This is a genomic window from Methylocystis sp. Se48 (assembly GCF_056269425.1).
On sequence record NZ_CM149850.1, the window covers coordinates 1168267 to 1189460 of the forward strand.

Annotated in this window: 23 protein-coding genes; 11 read left to right on the forward strand and 12 right to left on the reverse strand. The window is 67.2% G+C overall.

Translation table 11 applies throughout. The annotated features are described in order from the left end of the window. Positions 1–20 precede the first annotated feature (20 nt). Together recF and ACV959_RS05720 are read right to left on the reverse strand one after the other, a co-directional pair. Positions 21–1148: a DNA replication/repair protein RecF gene (recF, locus tag ACV959_RS05715; RefSeq protein ID WP_475738952.1), complete on the reverse strand. Its 1128-nt coding sequence runs from the start codon at positions 1146–1148 to the stop codon at positions 21–23. 13 nt (positions 1149–1161) lie between these two features. Continuing rightward, entirely contained in the window at positions 1162–1704 is a 543-nt protein-coding gene (locus tag ACV959_RS05720; RefSeq protein ID WP_475738953.1) for a DUF3124 domain-containing protein, read from the reverse strand. 88 nt (positions 1705–1792) lie between these two features. Between ACV959_RS05720 and ACV959_RS05725 the strand changes: the two genes are divergently transcribed. The 7 genes from ACV959_RS05725 (at position 1793) to dnaA (ending at position 9401) form a co-directional block, all read left to right on the forward strand. Then, entirely contained in the window at positions 1793–3529 is a 1737-nt protein-coding gene (locus ACV959_RS05725; protein WP_475738954.1) for a cation:proton antiporter domain-containing protein, read from the forward strand. Between the two features lie 87 nt (positions 3530–3616). Next, complete coding sequence (gene coaBC, locus ACV959_RS05730; RefSeq protein WP_475738955.1) at positions 3617–4876, forward strand: bifunctional phosphopantothenoylcysteine decarboxylase/phosphopantothenate--cysteine ligase CoaBC; 1260 nt, start codon at positions 3617–3619, stop codon at positions 4874–4876. Then, the gene (gene dut, locus ACV959_RS05735) at positions 4873–5337 is read left to right on the forward strand and encodes a dUTP diphosphatase (protein ID WP_475738956.1); all 465 of its coding nucleotides are present in this window, start codon (positions 4873–4875) and stop codon (positions 5335–5337) included. Before coaBC ends, dut begins: the two co-directional genes overlap by 4 nt. After that, on the forward strand, positions 5334–5771 hold the full coding sequence (locus tag ACV959_RS05740) for an RrF2 family transcriptional regulator (RefSeq protein WP_475738957.1): 438 nt from the start codon (positions 5334–5336) through the stop codon (positions 5769–5771). The genes dut and ACV959_RS05740 overlap by 4 nt, the downstream gene beginning before the upstream one ends. Positions 5772–5795: 24 nt before the next feature. Beyond that, positions 5796–6569, forward strand: a complete 774-nt coding sequence (locus ACV959_RS05745) for an enoyl-CoA hydratase (RefSeq protein ID WP_475738958.1) — start codon at positions 5796–5798, stop codon at positions 6567–6569. A gap of 123 nt (positions 6570–6692) precedes the next feature. Beyond that, positions 6693–6965 carry a 30S ribosomal protein S20 gene (gene rpsT, locus ACV959_RS05750; protein WP_475738959.1) on the forward strand — a complete coding sequence of 91 codons (273 nt, stop codon included), beginning with the start codon at positions 6693–6695 and terminating at the stop codon, positions 6963–6965. Positions 6966–7904: 939 nt separating this feature from the next. Next, positions 7905–9401 carry a chromosomal replication initiator protein DnaA gene (gene dnaA, locus ACV959_RS05755; protein ID WP_475738960.1) on the forward strand — a complete coding sequence of 499 codons (1497 nt, stop codon included), beginning with the start codon at positions 7905–7907 and terminating at the stop codon, positions 9399–9401. 59 nt (positions 9402–9460) lie between these two features. Here the strand turns inward: dnaA and ACV959_RS05760 are convergent, their stop codons facing one another. Next, entirely contained in the window at positions 9461–10540 is a 1080-nt protein-coding gene (locus tag ACV959_RS05760; protein WP_475738961.1) for a polyamine ABC transporter substrate-binding protein, read from the reverse strand. 113 nt (positions 10541–10653) lie between these two features. Between ACV959_RS05760 and ACV959_RS05765 the strand changes: the two genes are divergently transcribed. Beyond that, positions 10654–11136, forward strand: coding sequence for an MmcB family DNA repair protein (locus tag ACV959_RS05765; RefSeq protein WP_475738962.1), 483 nt, complete (start codon positions 10654–10656; stop codon positions 11134–11136). On the opposite strand, the gene ACV959_RS05770 is transcribed toward ACV959_RS05765, so the two are convergent. From ACV959_RS05770 to yajC, 7 genes are all read right to left on the reverse strand, one after another. Then, positions 11133–11720 (reverse strand): ActR/PrrA/RegA family redox response regulator transcription factor, encoded by a 588-nt coding sequence (locus tag ACV959_RS05770; RefSeq protein WP_475739592.1) that lies wholly within the window; start codon positions 11718–11720, stop codon positions 11133–11135. The genes ACV959_RS05765 and ACV959_RS05770 overlap by 4 nt on opposite strands. Before the next feature lie 95 nt (positions 11721–11815). After that, positions 11816–13147, reverse strand: a complete 1332-nt coding sequence (locus ACV959_RS05775; protein WP_475738963.1) for an ActS/PrrB/RegB family redox-sensitive histidine kinase — start codon at positions 13145–13147, stop codon at positions 11816–11818. Between the two features lie 52 nt (positions 13148–13199). Continuing rightward, on the reverse strand, positions 13200–14015 hold the full coding sequence (locus ACV959_RS05780; RefSeq protein WP_475738964.1) for a phytoene/squalene synthase family protein: 816 nt from the start codon (positions 14013–14015) through the stop codon (positions 13200–13202). After that, entirely contained in the window at positions 14012–14386 is a 375-nt protein-coding gene (locus tag ACV959_RS05785) for an Mth938-like domain-containing protein (protein WP_475738965.1), read from the reverse strand. The genes ACV959_RS05780 and ACV959_RS05785 overlap by 4 nt, the downstream gene beginning before the upstream one ends. 24 nt (positions 14387–14410) lie before the next feature. Beyond that, the gene (secF, locus tag ACV959_RS05790; RefSeq protein WP_475738966.1) at positions 14411–15502 is read right to left on the reverse strand and encodes a protein translocase subunit SecF; all 1092 of its coding nucleotides are present in this window, start codon (positions 15500–15502) and stop codon (positions 14411–14413) included. 15 nt (positions 15503–15517) lie between these two features. Next, positions 15518–17107, reverse strand: a complete 1590-nt coding sequence (gene secD / locus ACV959_RS05795; protein ID WP_475738967.1) for a protein translocase subunit SecD — start codon at positions 17105–17107, stop codon at positions 15518–15520. Positions 17108–17180: 73 nt separating this feature from the next. Continuing rightward, the gene (gene yajC / locus ACV959_RS05800; RefSeq protein ID WP_475738968.1) at positions 17181–17723 is read right to left on the reverse strand and encodes a preprotein translocase subunit YajC; all 543 of its coding nucleotides are present in this window, start codon (positions 17721–17723) and stop codon (positions 17181–17183) included. Between the two features lie 339 nt (positions 17724–18062). Between yajC and ACV959_RS05805 the strand changes: the two genes are divergently transcribed. Then, on the forward strand, positions 18063–18383 hold the full coding sequence (locus tag ACV959_RS05805) for a hypothetical protein (protein WP_475738969.1): 321 nt from the start codon (positions 18063–18065) through the stop codon (positions 18381–18383). Between the two features lie 151 nt (positions 18384–18534). Continuing rightward, positions 18535–18948, forward strand: coding sequence for a hypothetical protein (locus tag ACV959_RS05810; protein ID WP_475738970.1), 414 nt, complete (start codon positions 18535–18537; stop codon positions 18946–18948). 12 nt (positions 18949–18960) lie between these two features. Here ACV959_RS05810 and argE read toward each other — a convergent pair whose 3' ends face one another. Both argE and apaG read right to left on the reverse strand, forming a co-directional pair. Next, complete coding sequence (argE, locus tag ACV959_RS05815; protein WP_475738971.1) at positions 18961–20118, reverse strand: acetylornithine deacetylase; 1158 nt, start codon at positions 20116–20118, stop codon at positions 18961–18963. Next, a complete protein-coding gene (gene apaG / locus ACV959_RS05820; RefSeq protein WP_475738972.1) occupies positions 20118–20510 on the reverse strand; it encodes a Co2+/Mg2+ efflux protein ApaG in 393 nt (130 codons plus the stop codon). Before apaG ends, argE begins: the two co-directional genes overlap by 1 nt. A 201-nt stretch (positions 20511–20711) precedes the next feature. Between apaG and ACV959_RS05825 the strand changes: the two genes are divergently transcribed. Beyond that, the gene (locus tag ACV959_RS05825; RefSeq protein WP_475738973.1) at positions 20712–21077 is read left to right on the forward strand and encodes a hypothetical protein; all 366 of its coding nucleotides are present in this window, start codon (positions 20712–20714) and stop codon (positions 21075–21077) included. Positions 21078–21194 lie beyond the last annotated feature (117 nt).

The window sequence follows — 21194 nt, forward strand, 5'->3', positions numbered from 1 at the left end:
TCAGGAAGGAAGGTCCCGCTTCAATCTCGCGAGAGCTTTCCCGGGACGACCAGCAACATGTCCGCGCGCCCCTCCAGCGACGCGAAGAGCGCGGGGTCGGCGCCGGTCATCCAAACCTGCCCGCCGAGCGTCGCAAGCTCCTCGAACAAGGCCCCGCGCCGTTTCGGATCGAAATGCGCCGCGACCTCGTCGAGGAGCAGGAGCGGCGGCTTGCCGGTCATCGCGCCGACGAGCCGCGCATGCGCCAGAGTGAGGCCCATCAGCAACGCCTTCTGCTCCCCGGTCGAACAGTCGCGCGCGGCTTCGTCCTTGGGGCCGTGGCGCACGGCGAGGTCGCTCGTTTGCGGGCCGGTGAGCGTGCGGCCGGCGGCGGCGTCGCGGCGTCGCGTGGCCGCAAGCTTCTCGCGGAATCGTTCCTCCACCATGAGCGCCGGCGCCTCGGCGAGCAGCGTCTCGATCTCGCCGTCGATCGCAATCTCCGCCCATGGAAAGACGCTGTCGCCCGCGACGATCATCGCCGAGAGCCGCGACACGATTTCGCGCCGCGCCGCCGCCACCGCAACGCCCAGCGCCGCGATTTCCTGCTCGGCGGCGTCCAGCCAGCGGCGGTCGGAGACGCCTTCCTCCAGCAGGCGATTGCGATTGCGCAGCGCGCGTTCGAGCCTGTTGACGCGCGCGCCGTGGTCGGCGTCGACTCCGAGCGCGAGACGATCGAGGAACCGGCGTCTTTCGCCGGCCGGGCCCATGAAGAGACCGTCCATCGCCGGCGTGAGCCACAGAACGCGCAGATGGTCGGCGAAGGCGCGCGCGGAGGAGGCCGGCGCGCGGTCGACGCGGAACTGGCGCTCTCCCGTGGGCGAGAGCCCGTGGCCGAGCTGCGTCGCGGCGCCGTCGTTTTCGACGTCGATGGAAACCGCGAAGCCGCCGGCGCCGCCCCGCCGCGCGCATTCCGCGAGTTCCGCGCGCCGCAGGCCGCGACCCGGCGAAAAGAGCGAGAGCGCTTCGAGAAGGTTGGTCTTGCCGGCGCCATTCTCGCCGACGAGCGCGACGAGCCGCGCGCCGATCTCGCAGCGCGCTTGCGGATAGGAGCGATAGTCGGCGAGCGTCAGTCGCCGCACGAGCGGCGCAGGCGGCGTTTCGCGCGTCATTCGGCGCGTCGTCTCACTGCGGCCGGGACACGCGCCGGCCCGGCGAGAGGAAACTGTAGCTGTGCGTGCCGACGAAAGACGCCATCGCCGCTTCGATCGCCGGCTCCTCGCCGCCGGCGGGCGTGGACCAATCCACCGTAAAGCTCGCGCCCACGCCCGCCCGCACGTCGTCCTGCGCGATCGCGATCTGCATGGAGGCGTAGGGCTTGAGATAGATGGGTTCGCTCACGTAGGTTTCGACGACCTGACCGGAACCGCTGCGATACTCGACCCTGTCGACGGCGAGCGCATTGGTGGCAGAGGCGTTGTGGATCGACAGCGTCCCGGAAAAATTGAGGCGCGTGACGCCGCCGTGGCCGATCAGCGTCGAATGGAGGGGCACGAAAGTCCGGCCCCGGGCGGTCAGCGTCTGTTCGGGAGCCGTGGCGGCGGCTTCCGGAGGAATGTTGACCGCGGGCCGCTCCCTATCCCTCGCCTGCGCCGGTACGGCCGACGCGCCGCAAAGAACCAGCGCGGCGATACGCAGACTTGAGGCAATCGGCGTTGCGCGAGACATCTCATTTCGCCTAGGGCTGACGGGGGCGCCCGAAGGCGTCTCGGAAAAGATTAATGATCCAGCGGCGAAAGGTCCAATCGAAATGTCGGTGACGACGGAAGAGCTCCGCGAGGCCGTGGTGTTTCTGGGCGCGGCCGGGCTCGTCGTGCCGGCCATCCACAGGCTGAGGGTCAGCCCAGCGCTCGGCTTTCTGGTCGTCGGCCTTATCGTCAGCCCCTTCGGCTTGGGGCGATTCGCCGAGCGCTATCCCTGGCTGGCGCATGTCGTCATCGAGGATCGGAAAGCGGTCGAAGTCGCGGCCGATTTCGGCGTCATTTTCCTGATGTTCATGATCGGCCTCGAGCTTTCGCTCGAGCGCCTTCGCGCGATGTGGCGCTATGTGTTTCTTCTCGGCGGCGCGCAAGTGGCGCTGTCGGCGACGGCCATCGCCGCCGTCGCGGCCTACGCCGGCTTTCGCCTTGACGTCGCCGCTGTGCTCGGCGGCGCTTTCGCCATGTCTTCGACCGCCATCGTCGTGCATCTTCTCGCCGAGACGGGCCGGCTCGGAACGCCCGCCGGGCAGGCGAGCTTTGGCGTGCTGCTGTTTCAGGATCTCTCCGTCGTGCCAATCCTGTTCATGATCGGCGCGCTGGGGATGGACTCGGGATCGCTCGCCGCGGCGATGGAGCTTGCGGTCGGCAAGGCGATTATGGTCATTTTTCTCATCCTCGGCCTGGGACGGCTCATCGCGCGGCCTCTGTTCCGCCTCGTCGCGGCGACGAGAAGCCGAGAACTGTTCCTCGCCGCCGTGCTCCTCACCGTCATCGGCGCGTCTGTCGGCGCCCAGGCCGTTGAGCTCTCTTCGGCGCTCGGCGCCTTTCTCGCGGGCCTGCTGCTCGCCGACACCGAATATCGCCATCGCATCGCAGTTGACGTCGAGCCTTTCAAGGGGCTTCTGCTCGGCGTGTTCTTCGTCTCAGTCGGGCTCAGCGTCGATCTCGCGGAAATCGGCGCGGAGCCAGTGAAAATTCTTGGTTCGGCCTTCGGGCTGATCGCGCTCAAAGGCGTCATCGTCTATGCGCTCGCGCGTCTCGGCGGCCTTGCGCCGGGCGCCGCCTTCGAGGCGTCGATGCTGCTGGGGCCCGGCGGCGAATTCGCCTTCGTCGTCACCGACGTCGCGACGAACGTGGGCGTGATCTACGACGACACGGTTCAATTCGCGCTTCTCGTCGGCGGCCTCACCATGATGGTCGCGCCGCTGCTTGCCGCCTTCGCCCGCATCGCCACGACGCGCGCCGCCGCGCGATCCGCGCGGGTCGAGGCGCTCGCGCAATTGCCGGGGCAGATGTCGGGGCATGTGCTGGTCGTCGGCTACGGGCGCGTGGGCCAGTCGATCGGCCGACTCCTGGACAGCCAGATGATCCCCCACGTGGCGATCGACGCGAATCCGGGCTTGGTCGCACGGCTGCGCGGCCAGGGAGCCGCGATCTATCTTGGCGACGCGCGGCAATTCGAAATTCTCGCGCGACTGGGATTGCGGCAGGCGACGGCGCTGGTGGTGACGATGGACGATCCCGAGACCGCCCTGCAGACTGTGATCTGCGCCCGCCGCGACGGCTCCACGCTGCCGATCTACGCCCGCGTGCGCGACGAGGATCACGCGGCGGCGCTGCTCGACGCGGGCGCGACTCTCGTCATCGAGGAGGCGCGCGAGGCGTCATTGCAACTCGGCGAGGCCGTGCTGCGCGGCGTGGGGGTGCCCGAGGAAGCCGCGCGCGGCCTCGTCGAGGAACGCCGCGCCGTAATGCAGGCGGACCCGTCCGCAGAGGCCGAGGGCGCGGTCTGAGCCGGCGCCGCCGCTTTGGCCTTGCGCGCAAAATCTGTATTCTCCGCGCGCAACGAGCGGGGGAGCAGGGGATTGGCAGGGTCGGCAGTGGCGCAAAGCCTTGACGGAAAGAGCATTTTGCTCATCGTCGGGGGCGGGATCGCCGCCTACAAATCGCTCGATCTCGTGCGGCGGCTGCGCGAGCGAGGGGCCCGCGTGCGCGTCGTCATGACCGCCGCCGCCAAGGAATTCGTCACGCCGCTGGCCTTCGTCAGCCTGACGAACGAGAAGGTTCACGACGATCTCTTTTCCGCGACCGATGAGCGGGAGATGGGCCATATCCATCTCTCGCGCGCGGCGGATCTCATTGTCGTCGCGCCCGCGACGGCGCATCTTCTGGCGCGTGCGGCGCAAGGACTTTGCGACGATCTCGCGACCACGCTGCTTCTCGCGACCGACAAGCGCGCGCTCTATGCGCCCGCGATGAATCTGCGCATGTGGCTCGCGCCCGCGACCCGGCGCAACGTCGCGGCGCTGCGCGCGGACGGCGCCCTGTTCGTCGGGCCGGAGGACGGCGCGATGGCCTGCGGCGAATATGGGGCGGGACGCATGAGCGAACCGCTGGAGATCGTGGCGGCCGTAGAGGCGGCGCTGTCCGGCGACATGCGGATTCCATTGCCCGCGGCCGCGCATCCGGGCGCCGGGCCGCTCGCCGGCCGCCATGTGATCGTCACCTCGGGGCCGACGCACGAGGCCATTGACCCCGTGCGCTACATCGCCAATCGCTCGTCCGGCAAGCAGGGCCACGCCATCGCGGCGGCGGCGGCGGCGGCCGGCGCGCGGGTGACGCTGGTTTCCGGCCCCGTGACGCTCGCCGATCCGCCGGGCTGCGATGTCCGCCGGGTCGAGAGCGCGCGCGACATGTTCGCCGCCGTCGAACGGGCGCTGCCTGCCGACGTCTTCGTCGGCGCGGCGGCCGTCGCCGACTGGCGCGTGGAGGCCGCGCCGCAGAAGATCAAGAAAGAGCCGGGCGCGGCGGCGCCGGCCCTCGTCCTCGTCGAAAACCCCGACATTCTCGCGCGCGTCGCGCGGGGCGCGGAGCGCCCGCGGCTCGTCGTCGGCTTTGCGGCCGAGACCAGCGACGTGATCGCCCACGCGAAGGAAAAGCTCGTCCGCAAGGGATGCGATCTCATCGTCGCCAATGACGTTTCCGAGGGGGCGGGCGTGTTCGGCGGCGACGCCAACGAGGCGCATCTTGTTTCCGGCGCGGGCGTCGAGAGCTGGCCGCGCATGAGCAAGGACGCCGTCGCCGGCCGCCTCGTTGAGCGGCTGGCGGAGATTCTTGCAACGGGCGAGGCTGCAGAATGAAAGTTTCCATCAGACGCCTGACCAATGGCGAAGGCCTTCCCGCGCCAGCCTACGCCAGCGCGGGCGCCGCCGGCCTCGATCTCTACGCGGCGCTGCCGCCGGGACAGAAGCTGGTGCTGGAGCCCGGCGCGCGCGACCTCGTGCCGACGGGCGTCCAGATCGCGCTGCCCGACGGCTACGAGGCGCAACTGCGCCCGCGTTCGGGGCTCGCGGTCGAACATGGCGTCACGGTGCTGAACGCGCCGGGCACGATCGACAGCGACTATCGCGGGGAGGTCAAGGCGCTGCTCGTCAATCACGGCGGCCAGCCTTTCGAAATCACGCGCGGGATGCGCATCGCGCAGCTCGTCGTCGCGCCCGTCGTCCGCGCCATATTGGTCGAGGCCGACGATCTCGGCGAGACGGCGCGCGGCGCCGGCGGTTTCGGCTCGACGGGAATCGGCGGGGACGGCGGCGAATGAGGCTTTTGCCGCGTCCCGCGCGTTACGCTTTGATGGCGGCGCTCGACGTCGCGCTCTACGCGCGCGGACGTCCGGTGTCCTCGAAGGAACTCGCCGCCCGCCACGAACTGCCGCCGCGACGGCTCGAGACGCTGCTCCAGGCGCTCGTGCGGGCGGGCGTGCTGAAGAGCGTTCGCGGCCCGGCCGGCGGCTATGAACTCGCGCGGGAGCGGCGCCGACTTTGCGTCGGCGAAATCGTGCGCGTCGCATTGCGCGCCGAAGAAGAAGAGGACAAGTCGCCGGCCCTGCTCGCCGCGGTTCTCGAGCCGCTGATCGCCGAAACGGAGGAAGCGGCGCTCGCGCGGCTCGACGACATCACGCTCGAAGATCTCTACGCCCACGCCGTCGCGCAAGGCTTCGGCGAAAAACAGGCGGCGAGCGACTTCGACATCTGACCCACCGGCAACAAGGAGGCCCGCATGAGTTACGACACGATCGACATCGAAACGCACGGCCGCGTCGCGCTCGTGCGCCTCAACCGGCCGCAGGCGCTCAACGCGCTCAACACGCAGCTCATCGGCGAACTCGATTGCGCGCTGGCGGGCTTCGAGAAGGACGAGGGAATCGGCTGCGTGGTGATCACGGGCTCCGAGAAAGCCTTCGCCGCCGGGGCCGACATCAAGGAAATGAAGGACAAGACTTTCTCCGAGGCCTTCCTCGGCGATTTCATCGGCCGCTGGGACGCTGTCGCCCGCTCGCGCAAGCCGATCGTCGCGGCCGTCGCCGGTTTTGCGCTCGGCGGCGGCTGCGAGCTCGCCATGATGTGCGACTTCATCATCGCCGCGGATACGGCCCAGTTCGGCCAGCCGGAGATCAAGCTCGGCGTGATTCCCGGCGCGGGCGGCACCCAGCGCCTCACGCGGGCGATCGGCAAGGCCAAGGCCATGGACCTCGTGCTCACCGGCCGCATGATGGGCGCGGAGGAGGCCGAGCGCGCGGGCCTCGTCGCGCGCGTGGTCCCCGCCGCCGATCTCGTCGCCGAGGCGCTGAAGGCCGGAGCCGCGATCGCCGCCATGTCGCTGCCCGCCGCGCTGGCGGCCAAGGAGGCGGTCAACGCCGCTTTCGAAACCACGCTGACGGAAGGGGCGCGATTCGAGCGCCGTCTCTTCTATGCGCTGTTCGCGACGGAAGACCAGAAGGAGGGCATGGCCGCCTTCGTGGAGAAGCGCAAGGCGGCCTTCCGGAACCGCTGAGCGGGCGCCATTGACGAAAGGGCCGCGCCGCGCTTATAAACCGCGCTACGTGGCCGCGATTTCGCGGCCGCATCGGTTTCTGGCGCTCAAAAGCCGCCCCGCAGAGTCGAGGACATAAAGACCATGGCCAATACCAGTTCGGCCAAAAAAGCCGTTCGCAAGATCGAGCGCCGCACCGCGGTGAACCGCGCGCGACGCAGCCGCATGCGCACCTTCGTCCGCAAGGTCGAGGAAGCGATCGCCGCGGGGGACGCCGCGCTGGCGGCCGCCGCTTTGCAGAGCGCCGTCCCGGAGATGATGCGCGCGGCGCAAAAGGGCGTCGTTCACAAGAACACGGCCTCGCGCAAAGTGTCGCGTCTCAGCGCGCGCGTGAAGGCGCTCTCTGCAAAAGTGTGAGGCGAATTGCGCCTCTGGCGTGCATCTTCTGTCTTGAATGAGGCAGAGTGAGCTTCCAAAAAAAGCCCGGCTTTGCCGGGTTTTTTTTGTCCGCGCTTCTGCGTCCAGCGTCGTGAGACGGGCGCGACACAGTCTCAATTTTTTTTCTCTCCCTTTAGTTGTGCGCAACCAAACGCGCCGCGATTCAATCTCTTGCAACCAAGGCCACGACAGAAGGCTTCAGAAGCGCCCCTTGACAGCCGTGTGACGGCGATTCGGCTTTGGCGGCGGCGATTTCCGCGCGCTTTCGATATCGCCTTTCGTAGCGGCGGCGAATCATCGGTTTACAAGGAGAGAAACCGATGTCGTGAGCGTCGCGCGCTATGCGAAGGCGCGCGCGACATCGAGGATCGTTGCGCAAAACAGCGCTCGCGTGTAGGGTCGAAAAGTCGAACGAAAGCGGTCGACGTCGAATGATCCGCCTGCGGCTGAGCGCAAACAAAGGGAGCGACGCAATGTCGGATTCCTGCCTCGAAACGCCATTGGCGACGACGTTTGTCAGCTTTCCTTTCCGTTCGATGTGAAATTCAAGCGATCAGTTCGCAAGGGCGTAAGGTAGCGTGCGTAACCTCGCGAAGAGCGTAGCTCCGGGACGATCTCCGTTCCCGGATACCCGGGGGTCTGTCATGACGAATGGGCGGCGAGTCGAGACCATCGGAGTGTTGTCCGCCGGGCGAGATTTTCCAGCGCCGCGGTTTATGATGTCCGATATTGTTATGCGTTGCGATCGTTCGACTTTGAAAGCGAATACGACAGGCTTTGCCGTCGGGCCGCCGCGTTGAGGCCGCCTCCCGCGCCTCGCGCGCGCTAGCCGAGAATAATCCATTTGCGACGCCGCCTGTCGCCCGCTTATCGCGCGGCGCTGATGAGGTCGTTCGCACGATGAGGAAAAACTCACAGATGTCGGATCGTGAAGGGATGAACGACGCCGTTTCCGCCGAGGATCAGAAACGTTGGGAACGCGTCCGTCATCGGTTGCGGGCGGAACTTGGCGATGCGGTGTACAACTCGTGGTTCACGCGGTTGGAGCTCGATCGCGTCGAAGGCCCGACGATCCATCTTTCCGTCCCGACCAAATTCCTCAAGAGCTGGGTGCAGTCGCATTACGCGTCGCGCATAAAGGCGCGCGTCGCCAATGAATTCGAGACGATCGAGCGCGTCGTCATCGACGTGCGGTCGACCGCGCGCAAGGCCAAGCCGCGCGAGAACGCCGTCGAGCGCGAGCCGGAGGCGCCCTCGTCGCTTTTCGTTGAGAAAGCGCCCGCCTCATTCGGCGGCGCCGAAGCGACGGAAACGTCCCCCGCAGCGCGCCGCGCGCCTCGCGCTGCGCCGCGCGCAGAGCCGGACGCCGTTATCGGCTCGCCGCTCGACCGACGTTTGTCCTTTTCGACGTTCCTCGTCGGTCCGTCCAACCAGCTCGCCTACGCCGCCGCCTGCCGCGTCGCAGAGGCGCGCCCCGGCGAAACGCCGATGTTCAATCCGCTTTACGCGCATGCGGCCGTCGGTCTCGGCAAGACGCATCTCCTTCAAGCCCTGGCCCACGCCACCAACGACAATCGCCGTCGCGCAGTCTATCTGACCGCCGAGCGCTTCATGAGCGGCTTCGTCTCCTCACTCACCACGCAGACCTCGCTCGCCTTCAAGGAGCGTTTGCGGACCATCGACATGCTGATCATCGACGACGTCCAGTTTCTGCAGGGCAAGTCGATCCAGCAGGAGTTCTGCCACACGCTGAATGCGCTGATCGACGCCGGACGCCAGGTCGTCGTCGCGGCGGATCGTCCGCCATCGGAGCTGGAGACGCTCGACGAGCGGGTGTTGTCGCGTTTCAAGGGCGGGCTCTGCGTCGACATCGGACCGCTCGACGAAGCCTTGCGCGTGAAGATCCTTAACGCCCGTATCGCCGCCGCGCAGGAGACGCAGCCGGGCTTTCACGTGCCGAAGGATGTCGTCGACTATGTCGCGGGCGCCATCGTCACTAACGGCCGCGATCTCGAGGGCGCCGTGAATCGCCTGCTCGCGCATGTAACGCTCAACGGCGCGCCGCTGACCGTGGAAACGGCGGAGACGGCGATCCGCGACCTCGTGCGCACGCAGGAGCCCAAGCGCGTCAAGATCGACGACATTCAGAAACTCGTCGCTTCCCATTACAATATCTCGCGCGCGGACATTCTCTCCTCGCGGCGAACCGCGAATGTCGTGCGGCCGCGCCAGATCGCGATGTATTTGTCGAAAGTGTTGACGCTGCGCTCATTGCCGGAGATCGGCCGCCGTTTCGGCGGTCGCGATCATACGACCGTTCTTCATGCGGTGCGGAAGATCGAGGAACTGGCTGCGAAGGACAAAAGCCTTGCGGAAGTGATCGAGCTGCTGAAGCGAATCCTCAGCGAGCAATAAACGCCCCGTCGGCCCTGCTCGCGCGACGACCGCAAAGGCGCCGCCGTGATCCACACGATCTACCTTCCGGTTTTCACCATCGTCCAGAGCCGGGTGATGAACTTCTGCTCCGGCTGGTTCGGCGTCGTGACGGTGAAGAGGCGGCGCATGGTCGCTTCGCTCGGATAAACGGACGGATCGTCTGCGATCGACTTGTCGAGGAGCGCGCGCGAGGGCGCGACGCCATTGGCGAAATTCGTGGCCCTGGTGTTTCGTGCGGCGACGTCGGGTCTCAGAAGATAGTCGATGAACTGATAGGCCTCGGCGACATGCGGGGCGTCCACAGGGATGGCCAGATTGTCCATCGACATCAACGCGCCTTCGTTCGGTATGGCGTAGGCGATCTCGACCTCGGAGCCCGCTTCGCGGGCGCGGTTGCGCGCCTGCAGACTGTCGCCTGCCCAGCCGATCGCAAGGCAAATGTCGCCATTGGCGAGCGCGTTGATATATTCCGACGAGTGGAACTTCTTGATGTAGCGGCGCAGCCCCGCGAGATGATCGGCGGCGCGCCTCAGATCGCTCTCGCGCTTCGAGTTCGGATCGAGCTTCAGATAGTTCAGCGTTATGGAGAAGACGTCCTCGGGACTGTCGAGCACATAGACGCCGCAGTCGGCGAGCTTCTTCAGCGCGTCGGGGCGCAGAACCTGCTCCCAGCTCGTAATCGGCTTGCCGATCCGCTCCTTGATCTTCGCGACATTGTAGGCGACGCCGGTCGTATACCACATGTAATTGATGGCGTGCGCGTTGCCGGGGTCGTAGAGCGACAGCTTGCCGTCAATCTCCGGCCAGATGTTGCCCGCGTTGGCGAGGCGCTTGCGGTCGATGCGCTGCAAGACGCCGGCCTTGATCTGGCGTTCGAGGAAAGTCGCCGAGGGCACGACGATGTCGTAGCCGGTGGACCCGGCGAGCAAGCGCGACTCGAGCATCTCGTTCGAGTCGTAGGTGTCGTAAATGACCTTGACGCCGGTTTCGCGCGTGAAATCCTCCAGCACGCCGGGATCGACGTAATCGCTCCAGTTGAAGATGTTGACGACGCGTTCGGCCGCGGCGGCGGGCGCGGCGGCGAGGGCGAAGAGGAGGGCGGCCAGAAATCTGTTCATCTTCGGATCTATCGGGAAATGCGCGGCCGGGGCGCGGCGACGCGCTGACGTCGAGGTTATCACGCTTGCGCAGCGATTGGCGACGCGCGAAGCTCGGCGTCGAGCGAGGAACGATGCAGTCTGGAGAATTTGCCGGGGGCGGCGCGGCGTCGCGACGCGCGCGGCCGGAAATGACGACGGAGGTCACGCGCGGCGCGCGCCGTTTTTTGCGCGCCTGCGGCTTCGCCGTTCTGGCGGAGGCGCCCCTGCCGGACGGGCGCCGCGCCGACCTCATGGCGCTCGCGCCCGATGGCGTTCTGCGGATCGTGGAAGTCAAATCCTGCGGCGAGGATTTCCGGGCGGACCAAAAATGGACGCGCTATCGCGACTTTTGCGACCGCTTCTACTTCGCGGTTCCCGACGGCCTCGATACGGCGCTGTTTCCGCCGGACGCGGGGCTCATCGTGGCGGACGCTTATGGCGCCATGCTCCTGCGCGAAGCGCCGGCGCTACGTCTCGCGCCCGCGCGCCGGCGGGCGATGCTCGTGCGTTTCGGCGCGCTGGCGGCCGAGCGATATTGCGCGCTCGCGTTCGGCGACGAACCTGCCCAAAACTAGCGGGGAGCGCGCTTCGCGAGGATGCGCTGGAGCGTGCGGCGGTGCATATTGAGGCGACGCGCCGTCTCCGAAACGTTCCGATCGCAGGATTCGAAGACGCGCTGGATATGCTCCCAGCGCACCCGGTCGGCGGACATCGGATTTTCCTGCGCGTCCGGCTTGTCGATCGTCGTCGCCATCAGCGCATGATAGATTTCGTCCGCGTCGGCGGGCTTGGCCAGATAGTCGAAGGCGCCGAGCTTCACCGCCGTCACGGCGGTGGCGATATTGCCGTACCCTGTGAGGACGATGCCACGGGCGTCGGGGCGCGCTTCCTTGAGCTTCTGAATTACGTCGAGGCCGTTGCCGTCGCCCAGGCGCATGTCGATGATCGCGAAGGCCGGGGCCGCGTTTTCGAGGGCCGCTAGGCCCTCCGCGACCGACTCGCATTGCGTGACCACGAAGCCGCGCGACTCCATGGCGCGGGCGAGGCGATGGAGGAAAGGCTTGTCGTCGTCGAGGATGAGCAAAGAACGGTCGCTCGGCAACGCCGGGGCGGCCATGGCGTCCGCCTGGGCGTCGGTCGCGCGATCGGTCTCGTTCATTTCTTCGCCGTTCATGTCCCCGCGTCTCCCAAGGGCTGATTTTTGTCAAAACTACTCCATGGCGTCGGCGGCGTCGACCCTGGAGGGTTGCATGGCTAGTCGCTGGCCGTTTGGAGTTTGGCCGCCGGAATTTCCAGCGCCGAACGGGCCCAGGTGACGCGTACGACGGCGCCAGTGCGCGGCGGCGACACATTGAACGTCTCCACGGTCGCGCCGGAGCGCTCCAGAAGCGTTTTGGCGATGAACAGTCCGAGCCCCAGGCCCGCCTGGCTATCGTTTTTCGTGCGCCGCTCGGTTGGGCGGCCGCGCAAATAAGGGTCGCCGAGCCGGTCGAGAATGGCCGGCGAAAATCCCGGCCCGTCGTCCTCGATGGAGATCGTCACCAAATCGCGCGTCCACCAGGCGTCGATGCGCACCCGCGACTCGGCGAAGTCGATGGCGTTTTCGACGAGATTGCCCAAGCCGTAAAGAATGCCAGGATTGCGCACCAGGGCCGGGGGGGCGGCCGTGCCGTTGCCGCGCTTCGAAATCTCCAGCTTGACTCCGAATTCCCGCTGCGGTCCGACAACCTCTTCGAGGAGCGTATCGATCGACAGGACGTTCATGACCGAGCCCTGGTCCGCGCCGAGCGAGGCGAGCTTGCCGAGGATTTCTCGACATCGCTTGGTTTCCTGCGCGACGAGGTCGAGATCTTCCTTGACGCCGGCGGGACATTCGGAGGCCATTTTCTGCAATTCGCGAATGATGAGCGTGATGGTCGCGAGCGGCGTGCCGAGCTCGTGGGCCGCCGCCGCGGCGAGGCCGTCGAGCTGGGAAAGGTGCTGCTCGCGTTCGAGCACCAGCTCGGTTGCGGCCAGCGCCGTCGCCAGCAGCCGTCCCTCGTCGGAAACGCGCGCGGCGTAGAGCGCGATGAAGGCCGCCGACAGCGCCAGCGAGACCCAGATGCTCGCGCGGTAGAGCAGGGGGAATTTCAGTTGCTCGTCCTCGTGCCAGGGGAGCGGCATAAACTCCACGCAGAGGAAGGTCGCGGCCACCAGCATGACGATGCCCATGAAGATCGTCAGATTGCGGGGAAGCGAAACGGCCGAGATCGTCACCGGCGCGAGAAGCAGCATCACGAAGGGGTTGGTCACGCCGCCGGTCAGGTAGAGCAGGAAGCTCAGCTGCACGACGTCGTAACAGAGCAGCACGACCGCCTCGATGTCGCTGAGGCGGAAAGTGCCCGACGTGCCGAAGCGAAGGCCGATGTTGAGCGTCGCCGACGCGACGATGAAAACGAAACAAAGGCCGACCGGAAAGTCGAAGCCCAGGAAGAAATACACGAAAAGACAGGCGAGACTCTGGCCGATGATCGCGACCCAGCGCAGAACGATCAGCGTCCCGATTCTGAGGCGTCGGCTGTCTTCGTCGTAGACGTCGGGTCTCATCGCTCTCTTCCTGTCGCTCCCGCGCCGTCTGCGTTGCGCAGCGGCGCGCGGGTCACAAGCCGACGCCTCTGGCGGCGCGCCAAATTCTCCATTGCCGGCGCAGCGGCGACGGCTCTCCGGCTCCGCGGAAAGGATCGCAATCCTTGCGCGCCAGGCGCTCCAGATAAAGAGGAACCGTCGCGGCGGGCAACAAGGCTTCCCGCCCTTGGGCGAGCGCCGAGGCGGCGCCGCGGGCCGCCGCATAGCGGGCGGCGGCCATTTCGCGCAGTTCGGCGAGCGCGGCCCGAAGCCCGGCGGAGTCGGCGTGGATGCCGGCGTCGTGACGGGCGAGCAGGTCCGCGGGAATGAAGGGGCCGGGCGGAGACAGCAGGATTTTCGTGAGGCCGAGCGCGAGGCCCGCCTCCTCGAAGGCGGGCGCCGCCGCCGCGCCGAGAATGCGCGCCGCCCAGCGCATCGGCCCTGCGCGCGTCGCGCGGCAATAGACGTCGAGCGTCTCGACGTCGGGAATCGGATCGTCGTAGAGGTCTGCGACGTGCGCCTCGGCGAGGGCGATCAATTCCTCGCGCGGCAGCGAGAAGCGCTCGGCGGTGTCGAGGAGCGCGTCCGCGACCGGATGCGCGCGGGCCCCTGCGGCCGCATCTTCCGACGACAGGGCGTCGGTCCACCAGCGCAGGCGCATTTCGCCGAGGAGCGGCTGGCTCACTTTCTCGCGGACGGCGGCGACCTCCGCCGCATAGGCGTAAACGGCGTGAATGTGACGGCGCGCGGGCTGCGGCGCGAAAAGGCAGGCGAGCCACAGGTCGCGGTCGCGTTCGCGCAACAGCGCGTCGCAATGCCCGTAATGTTCCGGCGCAGCATCTCCCATCATACGGCGATCAGCAGCGCGCCGACGCGGCGTCCTTCGTCCAGGAGCATATTGTAAGTGCGCACGGCGGCGCCGGTCGCCATTGTCTCGCAGCCGACGCCGGCGTCGCGCAGCTTCGCGCGCAAGGCGGATGCGAGCGGCATCAGATCTCTGCCTGTGCCGACGATGAAGAGATCGAGCCCGCCGGCGTCCGACAGCGCGAGATCGATCGTTGTGGCGTCTATCTCGCTCCAGATCGTCGGCGCGATCGCGCGGACGCCTGTCGGCAGGGCAAGGATCGATCCGCGATGCGACATGTCGGCGAAGCGGAAGCCGCCGCCGCCGTAGTCGTCGATCCTGTGACGGCCGGGCACATAGCCCCGGGGCGCAGTCATCGGGCGCGTCTCTTTGCGGCCCGCCTACTTCGGCCGTCGCCGCGCGCCGGATTTCGCGGCGTTCCGGGAGCCGGGTTTCGGCGCCGGGCGCTTGGGCGCCGGAGCGGCTGGAACTGGCTCGTCGCCGACGTCGTCGAACATCGACGCGAGAGCTTCCGGCTGCGCTTCCAGCTCTGCATCGGGTTCGGGCTGCGTCGCCGCTTCGACCTTGCGGTCGGCGTCTTCATTGCGCAAGCCCAGATAGATCAGCATCGGCGAGCAGATGAAGATCGAGGAATAGGTCGCGACGAAAATGCCCCAGATCATCGCCAGCGAGAAGGAACGGATGACCTGGCCGCCGAAGGCGACGAGCGCGAAAAGCGCGAGCATCACGGTCGTCGCCGTCATGATGGTGCGCGGCAGGACGGCGTTGATCGACATGTCGACCATCTGAGCCGTCGGCATTTTCTTGTATTTGCGCATGTTCTCGCGGATGCGGTCAAGCACGACGACGGTTTCGTTGAGAGAGTAGCCCACGATCGTCAGAATCGCGGCGATCGACGTCGTGTTGAACTCGAGCTGCGTCAGCGAGAAAAAGCCGACCGTCAGCAACAGGTCGTGCATCGTCGCGATGACCGCGCCGATCGCGAACTGCCACTCGAACCGGAACCAGAGGTAGGTTAGGACGGCGATGATCGAGAGCACGACGCCGAGCGTGCCCGACTGGACGAGTTCGTTCGAGACGCGCGGACCGACGACTTCGACGCGGCGCAGGTCGTAGTCGGCGCCGACGGCCTGCCGCACGCGGTCCACCGCCGCCTGCTGGGCCGCGTCGCCGCCCGGCTGAAGGCCGAAGCGCAGCGTCGCGTCGGCGGGATTGCCGAAGGCCTGCACCTCGATGTCGCCGAGCTTCAGTCCTTCGCTGATCGCGCGCAAAGTTCCGACTTCCGCCGCGCCGGACTTGGCGCGCAGCTCGATCACCGTGCCGCCGGCGAAGTCGATGCCGAAGTTCATTCCCTTGAAGACGAACAGCGCGACGGCGATGAGCGACAGCAGGGCCGAGAAGGGATAGCTCACGCGCCGGAAGCGCATGAAGGGGAATTTCGTATTCTCCGGAGCGAGGCGCAGGAGTTTCATCGGTCGTTTCGCCCCTTAGATCGGCAGCTTCGTCGGACGCGCGTAGTGATACCAGACGGCGATCATCATGCGCGTCATGGTCACGGCGGTGACGATGGTCGTGAGAATGCCGAGCGCGAGCGACACGGCGAAGCCGCGCACCGGGCCCGAGCCCAGGAAGTAGAGGATCGCCGCGGCGACGAACATCGTGACGTTGGAGTCGACGATGGTCGCGAAGGCGCGGTTGAAGCCTGCGTCGAGCGAGGCGAGGATGGAGCGGCCGGCGTGGTTCTCTTCGCGGATGCGTTCGTAGATCAGCACGTTCGAGTCGACCGCCATGCCGATGGTGAGCACAATTCCCGCGATGCCCGGCAGGGTCAGCGTGGAGCCGAGCAGCACGAGGCCCGCGAAAATGAAGGCGATGTGGACGAACAGCGCAAGATTGGCGAAGACGCCGAAGACGCCGTATGTGATGAGCATGTAGATCACGACGAGGCCGGCGCCGACGTAGGCCGCGCGCTTGCCGGCGTCGATTGAGTCCTGGCCGAGGCCGGGGCCGACGGTGCGCTCCTCGACGATGTTGAGTTTGGCGGGCAGCGCGCCGGCGCGCAGCAGAATCGCGAGATTATTCGCCTGTTCGACCGTGAAGTGGCCAGAAATCTGGCCCGAGCCGCCGGTGATGGGCGTGAGAATGCGCGGCGCCGAAATCACCTTGTTGTCGAGCACGATGGCGAACAGACGGCCGACGTTCTTGGACGTCACTTCCCCGAACTTCTGCGCGCCGCGGATGTTGAAGCGGAAGTTGACGACAGGCTCGCCGCTGCGCTGCTGGTCGAAGCCGGGCTGGGCGTCGGTCAGGTCTTCGCCCTGCACCATCACCTGCTTTTCGATCGGCAGCTTGTTCGGGTCGTCGACCTGATCGAGCTCCTCGACTTCGGACGGGTTCTGGCCGGGCTCGGCGACGAGGCGGAATTCGAGCTTCGCGGTCTGGCCAAGAATTTCCTTGAGCGTCTGGGGATCCTGGAGGCCGGGAACCTGCACGAGCACACGGTCGTCGCCCTGACGCTGGATGCTGGGTTCCCGGGTGCCGAGCGCGTCGACGCGGCGGCGAATGACTTCGATCGACTGCTCGACCGCTTTGCGAGACTTGTCCCTCAGCCCGGCGTCGGTGACCGTGACGCGAATGAGTCCATCGGCTGTGGTCTCCACCTCGAGCGGCGGCTGGCCGCCGATGTTCGAGCTGAAGCTGTTCCGCAACTGCCGGATCCGCGGCAAGATCTTCTCGCGGTCGGCGGCGTCGGCGACGCGAACCTGCACGCCTCGCGCCGTCGCGCCTATGCCGCCCGTGATCGCGACTTTCTCCTCCCGCAGGATGCGGCGGACGTCGTCGCGCAGATTCTTAATCTGCGTGTTGACGAGATCCGCCTGATCCACCTCGAGCATGACGTGGGAGCCGCCCTGGAGGTCGAGGCCGAGGACGATCGTCGGCGGGACGAGCCAGGACGGCAGCCGCGACGCGAGCGCTTGGTAGTGCGCGGTCGACAACATGCTCGGCGCCACAACCAGTACGGCGGCGACCGTCATCGCCACGATGGCAAAAAACTTCCAGGTCGAAAATCGCAACATCGTGTCGCTTGTCCGTCAGAGAGGTCGGGCGCCCGCGAGAAGGCCGGAACGAGAGGGCGTCGGGACTTGGGCCTTACGACTTGGCTTTCGTGTCCGACGATTTGGCCGTCTTGCCGGAAGCGGGCTTCGCCTCCGCGGCGGGCTTGGGCGCCGGCGCGGGAGCATCCTTCACGGGCTCGCCCTTGGCGCGCACTTCTGCGATGGCCGTGCGGACCAGGCGGATGCGAACGTTGGGCGCAATTTCGACCTCGACCTCGTTGTCGTCGATCGCGCGCGTCACCTTGCAGATGACGCCGCCGGTCGTGACGATCGTGTCGCCGCGGCGGACGTTGCGAAGGGCGGCGAGCTGTTCCTTCTCGCGCCGGGCGCGCGGGCGGATAACCAGAATATAGACGATGCCCATCACCACGAAGATCGGGACGAGCTGGGCGAAGAGGTCGGGCAGCGATGGCGGCTGGTTCGGGTCCGGGGCCCCAGGGGTCGCGATCGTGCCCGTCTGCGCCGGTTCTGGGTGGGGCGTGCTCGGCGCCGGGGCGGCGGGGGCAGGCGCCGGCGCGGTCTCGGCGTTGGCCGCCGGTTGTTCGGTTTGGGCCATGGCGTCCGTGATCAGTTTCATCGCAGCGTCTCTGTCATATCGGCGCGACGCGCGCAGCGGGCGTCGGGCAGGCGTCGGAATGGGCGCGGACTATAGCCGCTCGACTTACGAAAGCAATGGCGGACGGCGGCCTTCGTCCCGCTCGCCATCCGTCATTGGGGCGTCGCGGCGCATTCAGCCGGCGATCGGCCGTCAAATCGCCGCGACGACGGCGCAGAGAAGGGCGTCCGCATCCGCGGCGGGCGGAACCTGCGTCGCGGAACGGCGTTTCAGAAGATTGAAGCCGGAGCGGCGCGGCCGATGCGGCCGGCACGCATGGGCGCGAGAAACCCGCGCGCCCTCTTTTGGGAGAAAAACGCAATGATCAGGAAGATTTCTTGCGCCGCGCTGCTCGCGGGCGCGCTGGTCGCCGCCCCGGGCGCGGCTTCCGCGGGCGGCTGGCACGGCGGCGGCTGGGGCGGTCACGGCTGGCACGGCGGCGGCTGGGGCGGTCACGGCTGGCATGGCGGCGGCTGGGGCGGTCACGGCTGGCATGGCGGCGGCTGGGGCGGTCACGGCGCCTGGCATGGCGGCTACGGTTGGCGCGGCGGCGGCTACTACGCGCGTCCTTATGGGTGGTACGGCGGTCACGCCGGCGGCTGCTGGCGCTGGTGGTACGGCCGCTGGGTCTGGGCCTGCTGATCCAGACGCGGATCGACGGAAACAACAGGCGGGCCCGGTTGCGGGCCCGCTTTTTTTTGCGCCGCTCGGCCGTTGACCGCTAGCGTGGCGTGGCCGACTGTGCGAGCGATGATTCCATTGGCGCCGCGCCGCCGCAGACAAAGGGGCCGACATGTCTAAGCTTCGAAAATTGGGCGCCGCCGCCGCAATCTTCGGCGTCCTTTCGATTCCGGCGATCGCCGCGGCGCAGAGCGGCTGGGATGACGGCCGCCAGGACGGTTGGGCCGGCGGACGCCGAGGCGGATGGTCCCGCGGCGAGGGGGGCGGCTGGCGGGATCGGCCGGTCAACCCGGGCGAGGTCGGCAAGTGGGGCGGCGGCGATCCGCGCGGACCGCGCTGGCGCGGCGAAGGTCCGGCGCCGGACGGCTACCATTACTGGCGCGGCGGCGGGGGCTACCCCGGAACCGGCGAGTATCGCGGCGGCGGCCGAGGCCGCTGGCATGACGGACGTTTTTATCCCTACGGCGTGGGCTCCTGCTGGCGCTGGAGCCATCGCCGCCAGGACTGGAAATGGACCTGCTATTGAGCGCTCCGGCGCTCAGTGCTCAAGTTCGCGCGCCAGGCCGCGCATGAAGTCGACGCAGGCGGCCAGGTCGGAGATGTCGATATATTCTTCCGGCTGGTGCGCCTGATCGATGCGGCCGGGTCCGCAAACGACGGTGGGTAAGCCGGCGAGCTGGAAATGTCCGGCCTCCGTCCCATAGGGCACGGCGATGGTGCTGTTGCGGCGGGCGAGGCGCAGGGCGAGCGTTTCGGCGGCGGAACCGGGTTGCGCCGCGAGGCCGGGAATCTCGTTGACGGTCTCCGTGACGACGCCCGTTTTCGGGAAACCGGCGAAAACCGTCTCGCGCAGGCGCTGCGCGAAAATCTCCAGCCGCTCCCGCGCCAGCGACGGCGGGACGCCCGGCAGGGCGCGAAACTCCCAGTCGAATTCGCAGTCTTTCGCGACGATGTTGCGGGCCGTGCCGCCCTTGATGACGCCGACGTGAATGGTGGAGTAGGGGGGATCGAAACGGCCGGTGGGATCGCCCGCCTCGCACAGTTCCGCGCCGATGCGTTCAAGCTCTACGACCATGCGGCAGGCGACATGCACGGCGCTCACGCCCCGGTGCAGATTGGCCGAGTGAATTTCATGCCCCGTGACGCGCGTGACATGGGTGGTGATGCCCTTGTGCGCGTCGGCCACCTGCATGGAGGTGGGCTCGCCGACGATCACGGCGCCCGGGCGCGGCAGGTCGGCGCCGAGACGGGCGATGACATCGAGCGGACCGAGACAGGTCGTCTCTTCGTCGTAGCTGAGGAAAATGTGGACGGGACGCGCCAGCGCGGCCTTCTTGAACTCCGGGATCATCGCCAGCGCGACGGCGCCGAAGCCTTTCATGTCCACCGCGCCGCGTCCGTAAAGGCGGCCGTCCTCGCGACGAAGGACGAAGGGATCGGCGCACCATTCCTGACCCTCGACGGGCACGACGTCCGTGTGCCCGGAAAGCACGACGCCGCCCGACGTCATCGGGCCGATGGTCGCGAACAGCGCGGCCTTGTCTCCCGCGGCGTTTGGCGCGCGTATGTAAGGCACGTCCTGTTCACGCAGATAATTTTCGACGAAATCGATGAGCGGGAGGTTCGACTTCGAGCTTTCGGTGTCGAAAGCGACGAGCCGCGCCGTCATGTCGATTGCGCGTTCGAGAGCGTCCATCAGTTCAACGTTGGATTGGACATCGGGCTGTCGAGGGAAAAGGCAGGGATTTCGACGTCGAAGGTCTCGCCCGAATCTGTGACCATCCGATAGGTGCCCTGCATCAGCCCGGAGGGCGTCCCGAGCGGACATCCGGAGGCATAGCGGAACGTTTCGCCCGGCTCGAGCACAGGCTGCTCTCCCACGACGCCCGGCCCGCGCACTTCCTCGCGGCGGCCGTTGGCGTCGATGATGATCCAGTGGCGGGAGAGAAGCTGCACGCGCACGCGTCCGAGATTGGCGATCTCGATCGTGTAAGACCAGAAATAGCGGCTCTGATCCGGATCGGAGCGGTCCGGCAAAAAGTCCGGCAACGCCGTGACCTGAATGTCTCTGGTGATGGCGACGTACATGAGGCGGAGCTTAGAACGGCGACGTCGAAAGGGGAATCATTTTTCGGCGCGCCGCGAGGCTTTCCCGCGATCCTGGACCGCGCGTCGAATGTGACAATTCTGACACATGGCCGAGCTTTTGGCCGTCAGAAGCGTTGCCGGTCTTGGCTCCAGCGCCGATCGATCGGATAAGTTACCCAAAAGTTATCTGCCCGAGTCGCCATGTCCCTGTCGTCGCTCCGCGCTTTGCTGCTCGCTCTGGCGATGGTCGCGCAAACCATCGCCGGCGGATGGAGCGTCGCGCTTTCGGCGCCGGCCGTTGGCGTCACCCATCATTGCGAGAAGACGAGCGTTCCGTCGGAGCGCGCCGGCCACGCCAAGTCGGGCGCGCCGCGTTGCGCCTGCGAATGCTGTCTCCTCTGTGGAGAGCCGCTTTCCTCGCCGCTCCCGAGCGAGGGATATGCGCTCGCCGCGCCGCGCGATGGAGGGCTTGCGCTTTTCGCTCCGGAGACCCTGCTCGGGCCGGTCGTCCGGACGAAGGACGCCTGGCTGGCGCGTGGTCCTCCCGGGCGCGCTCTTCTGTCGTGATCTGACCCGCCCGGTCGGTCTCGGCGCGATCCAGACCATCGACGTCGCGGCGTCGCCGCATCCCAAGAAAACTTCGCTCGTTCCGCCGAACGCGCCCGCATGCGTCCGCACCCGGAC

Bases quoted from the DNA above. Each gene is read 5' to 3' on its own strand.
- recF (WP_475738952.1), bottom strand. From the start codon at position 1,148: ATGACGCGCGAAACGCCGCCTGCGCCGCTCGTGCGGCGACTGACGCTC.
- ACV959_RS05720 (WP_475738953.1), bottom strand. From the start codon at position 1,704: ATGTCTCGCGCAACGCCGATTGCCTCAAGTCTGCGTATCGCCGCGCTG.
- dut (WP_475738956.1), top strand. From the start codon at position 4,873: ATGAAAGTTTCCATCAGACGCCTGACCAATGGCGAAGGCCTTCCCGCG.
- ACV959_RS05740 (WP_475738957.1), top strand. From the start codon at position 5,334: ATGAGGCTTTTGCCGCGTCCCGCGCGTTACGCTTTGATGGCGGCGCTC.
- ACV959_RS05745 (WP_475738958.1), top strand. From the start codon at position 5,796: ATGAGTTACGACACGATCGACATCGAAACGCACGGCCGCGTCGCGCTC.
- rpsT (WP_475738959.1), top strand. From the start codon at position 6,693: ATGGCCAATACCAGTTCGGCCAAAAAAGCCGTTCGCAAGATCGAGCGC.
- dnaA (WP_475738960.1), top strand. From the start codon at position 7,905: ATGTCGGATCGTGAAGGGATGAACGACGCCGTTTCCGCCGAGGATCAG.
- ACV959_RS05760 (WP_475738961.1), bottom strand. From the start codon at position 10,540: ATGAACAGATTTCTGGCCGCCCTCCTCTTCGCCCTCGCCGCCGCGCCC.
- ACV959_RS05765 (WP_475738962.1), top strand. From the start codon at position 10,654: ATGCAGTCTGGAGAATTTGCCGGGGGCGGCGCGGCGTCGCGACGCGCG.
- ACV959_RS05770 (WP_475739592.1), bottom strand. From the start codon at position 11,720: ATGAACGAGACCGATCGCGCGACCGACGCCCAGGCGGACGCCATGGCC.
- ACV959_RS05775 (WP_475738963.1), bottom strand. From the start codon at position 13,147: ATGAGACCCGACGTCTACGACGAAGACAGCCGACGCCTCAGAATCGGG.
- ACV959_RS05780 (WP_475738964.1), bottom strand. From the start codon at position 14,015: ATGATGGGAGATGCTGCGCCGGAACATTACGGGCATTGCGACGCGCTG.
- ACV959_RS05785 (WP_475738965.1), bottom strand. From the start codon at position 14,386: ATGACTGCGCCCCGGGGCTATGTGCCCGGCCGTCACAGGATCGACGAC.
- secF (WP_475738966.1), bottom strand. From the start codon at position 15,502: ATGAAACTCCTGCGCCTCGCTCCGGAGAATACGAAATTCCCCTTCATG.
- secD (WP_475738967.1), bottom strand. From the start codon at position 17,107: ATGTTGCGATTTTCGACCTGGAAGTTTTTTGCCATCGTGGCGATGACG.
- yajC (WP_475738968.1), bottom strand. From the start codon at position 17,723: ATGAAACTGATCACGGACGCCATGGCCCAAACCGAACAACCGGCGGCC.
- ACV959_RS05805 (WP_475738969.1), top strand. From the start codon at position 18,063: ATGATCAGGAAGATTTCTTGCGCCGCGCTGCTCGCGGGCGCGCTGGTC.
- ACV959_RS05810 (WP_475738970.1), top strand. From the start codon at position 18,535: ATGTCTAAGCTTCGAAAATTGGGCGCCGCCGCCGCAATCTTCGGCGTC.
- argE (WP_475738971.1), bottom strand. From the start codon at position 20,118: ATGGACGCTCTCGAACGCGCAATCGACATGACGGCGCGGCTCGTCGCT.
- apaG (WP_475738972.1), bottom strand. From the start codon at position 20,510: ATGTACGTCGCCATCACCAGAGACATTCAGGTCACGGCGTTGCCGGAC.
- ACV959_RS05825 (WP_475738973.1), top strand. From the start codon at position 20,712: ATGTCCCTGTCGTCGCTCCGCGCTTTGCTGCTCGCTCTGGCGATGGTC.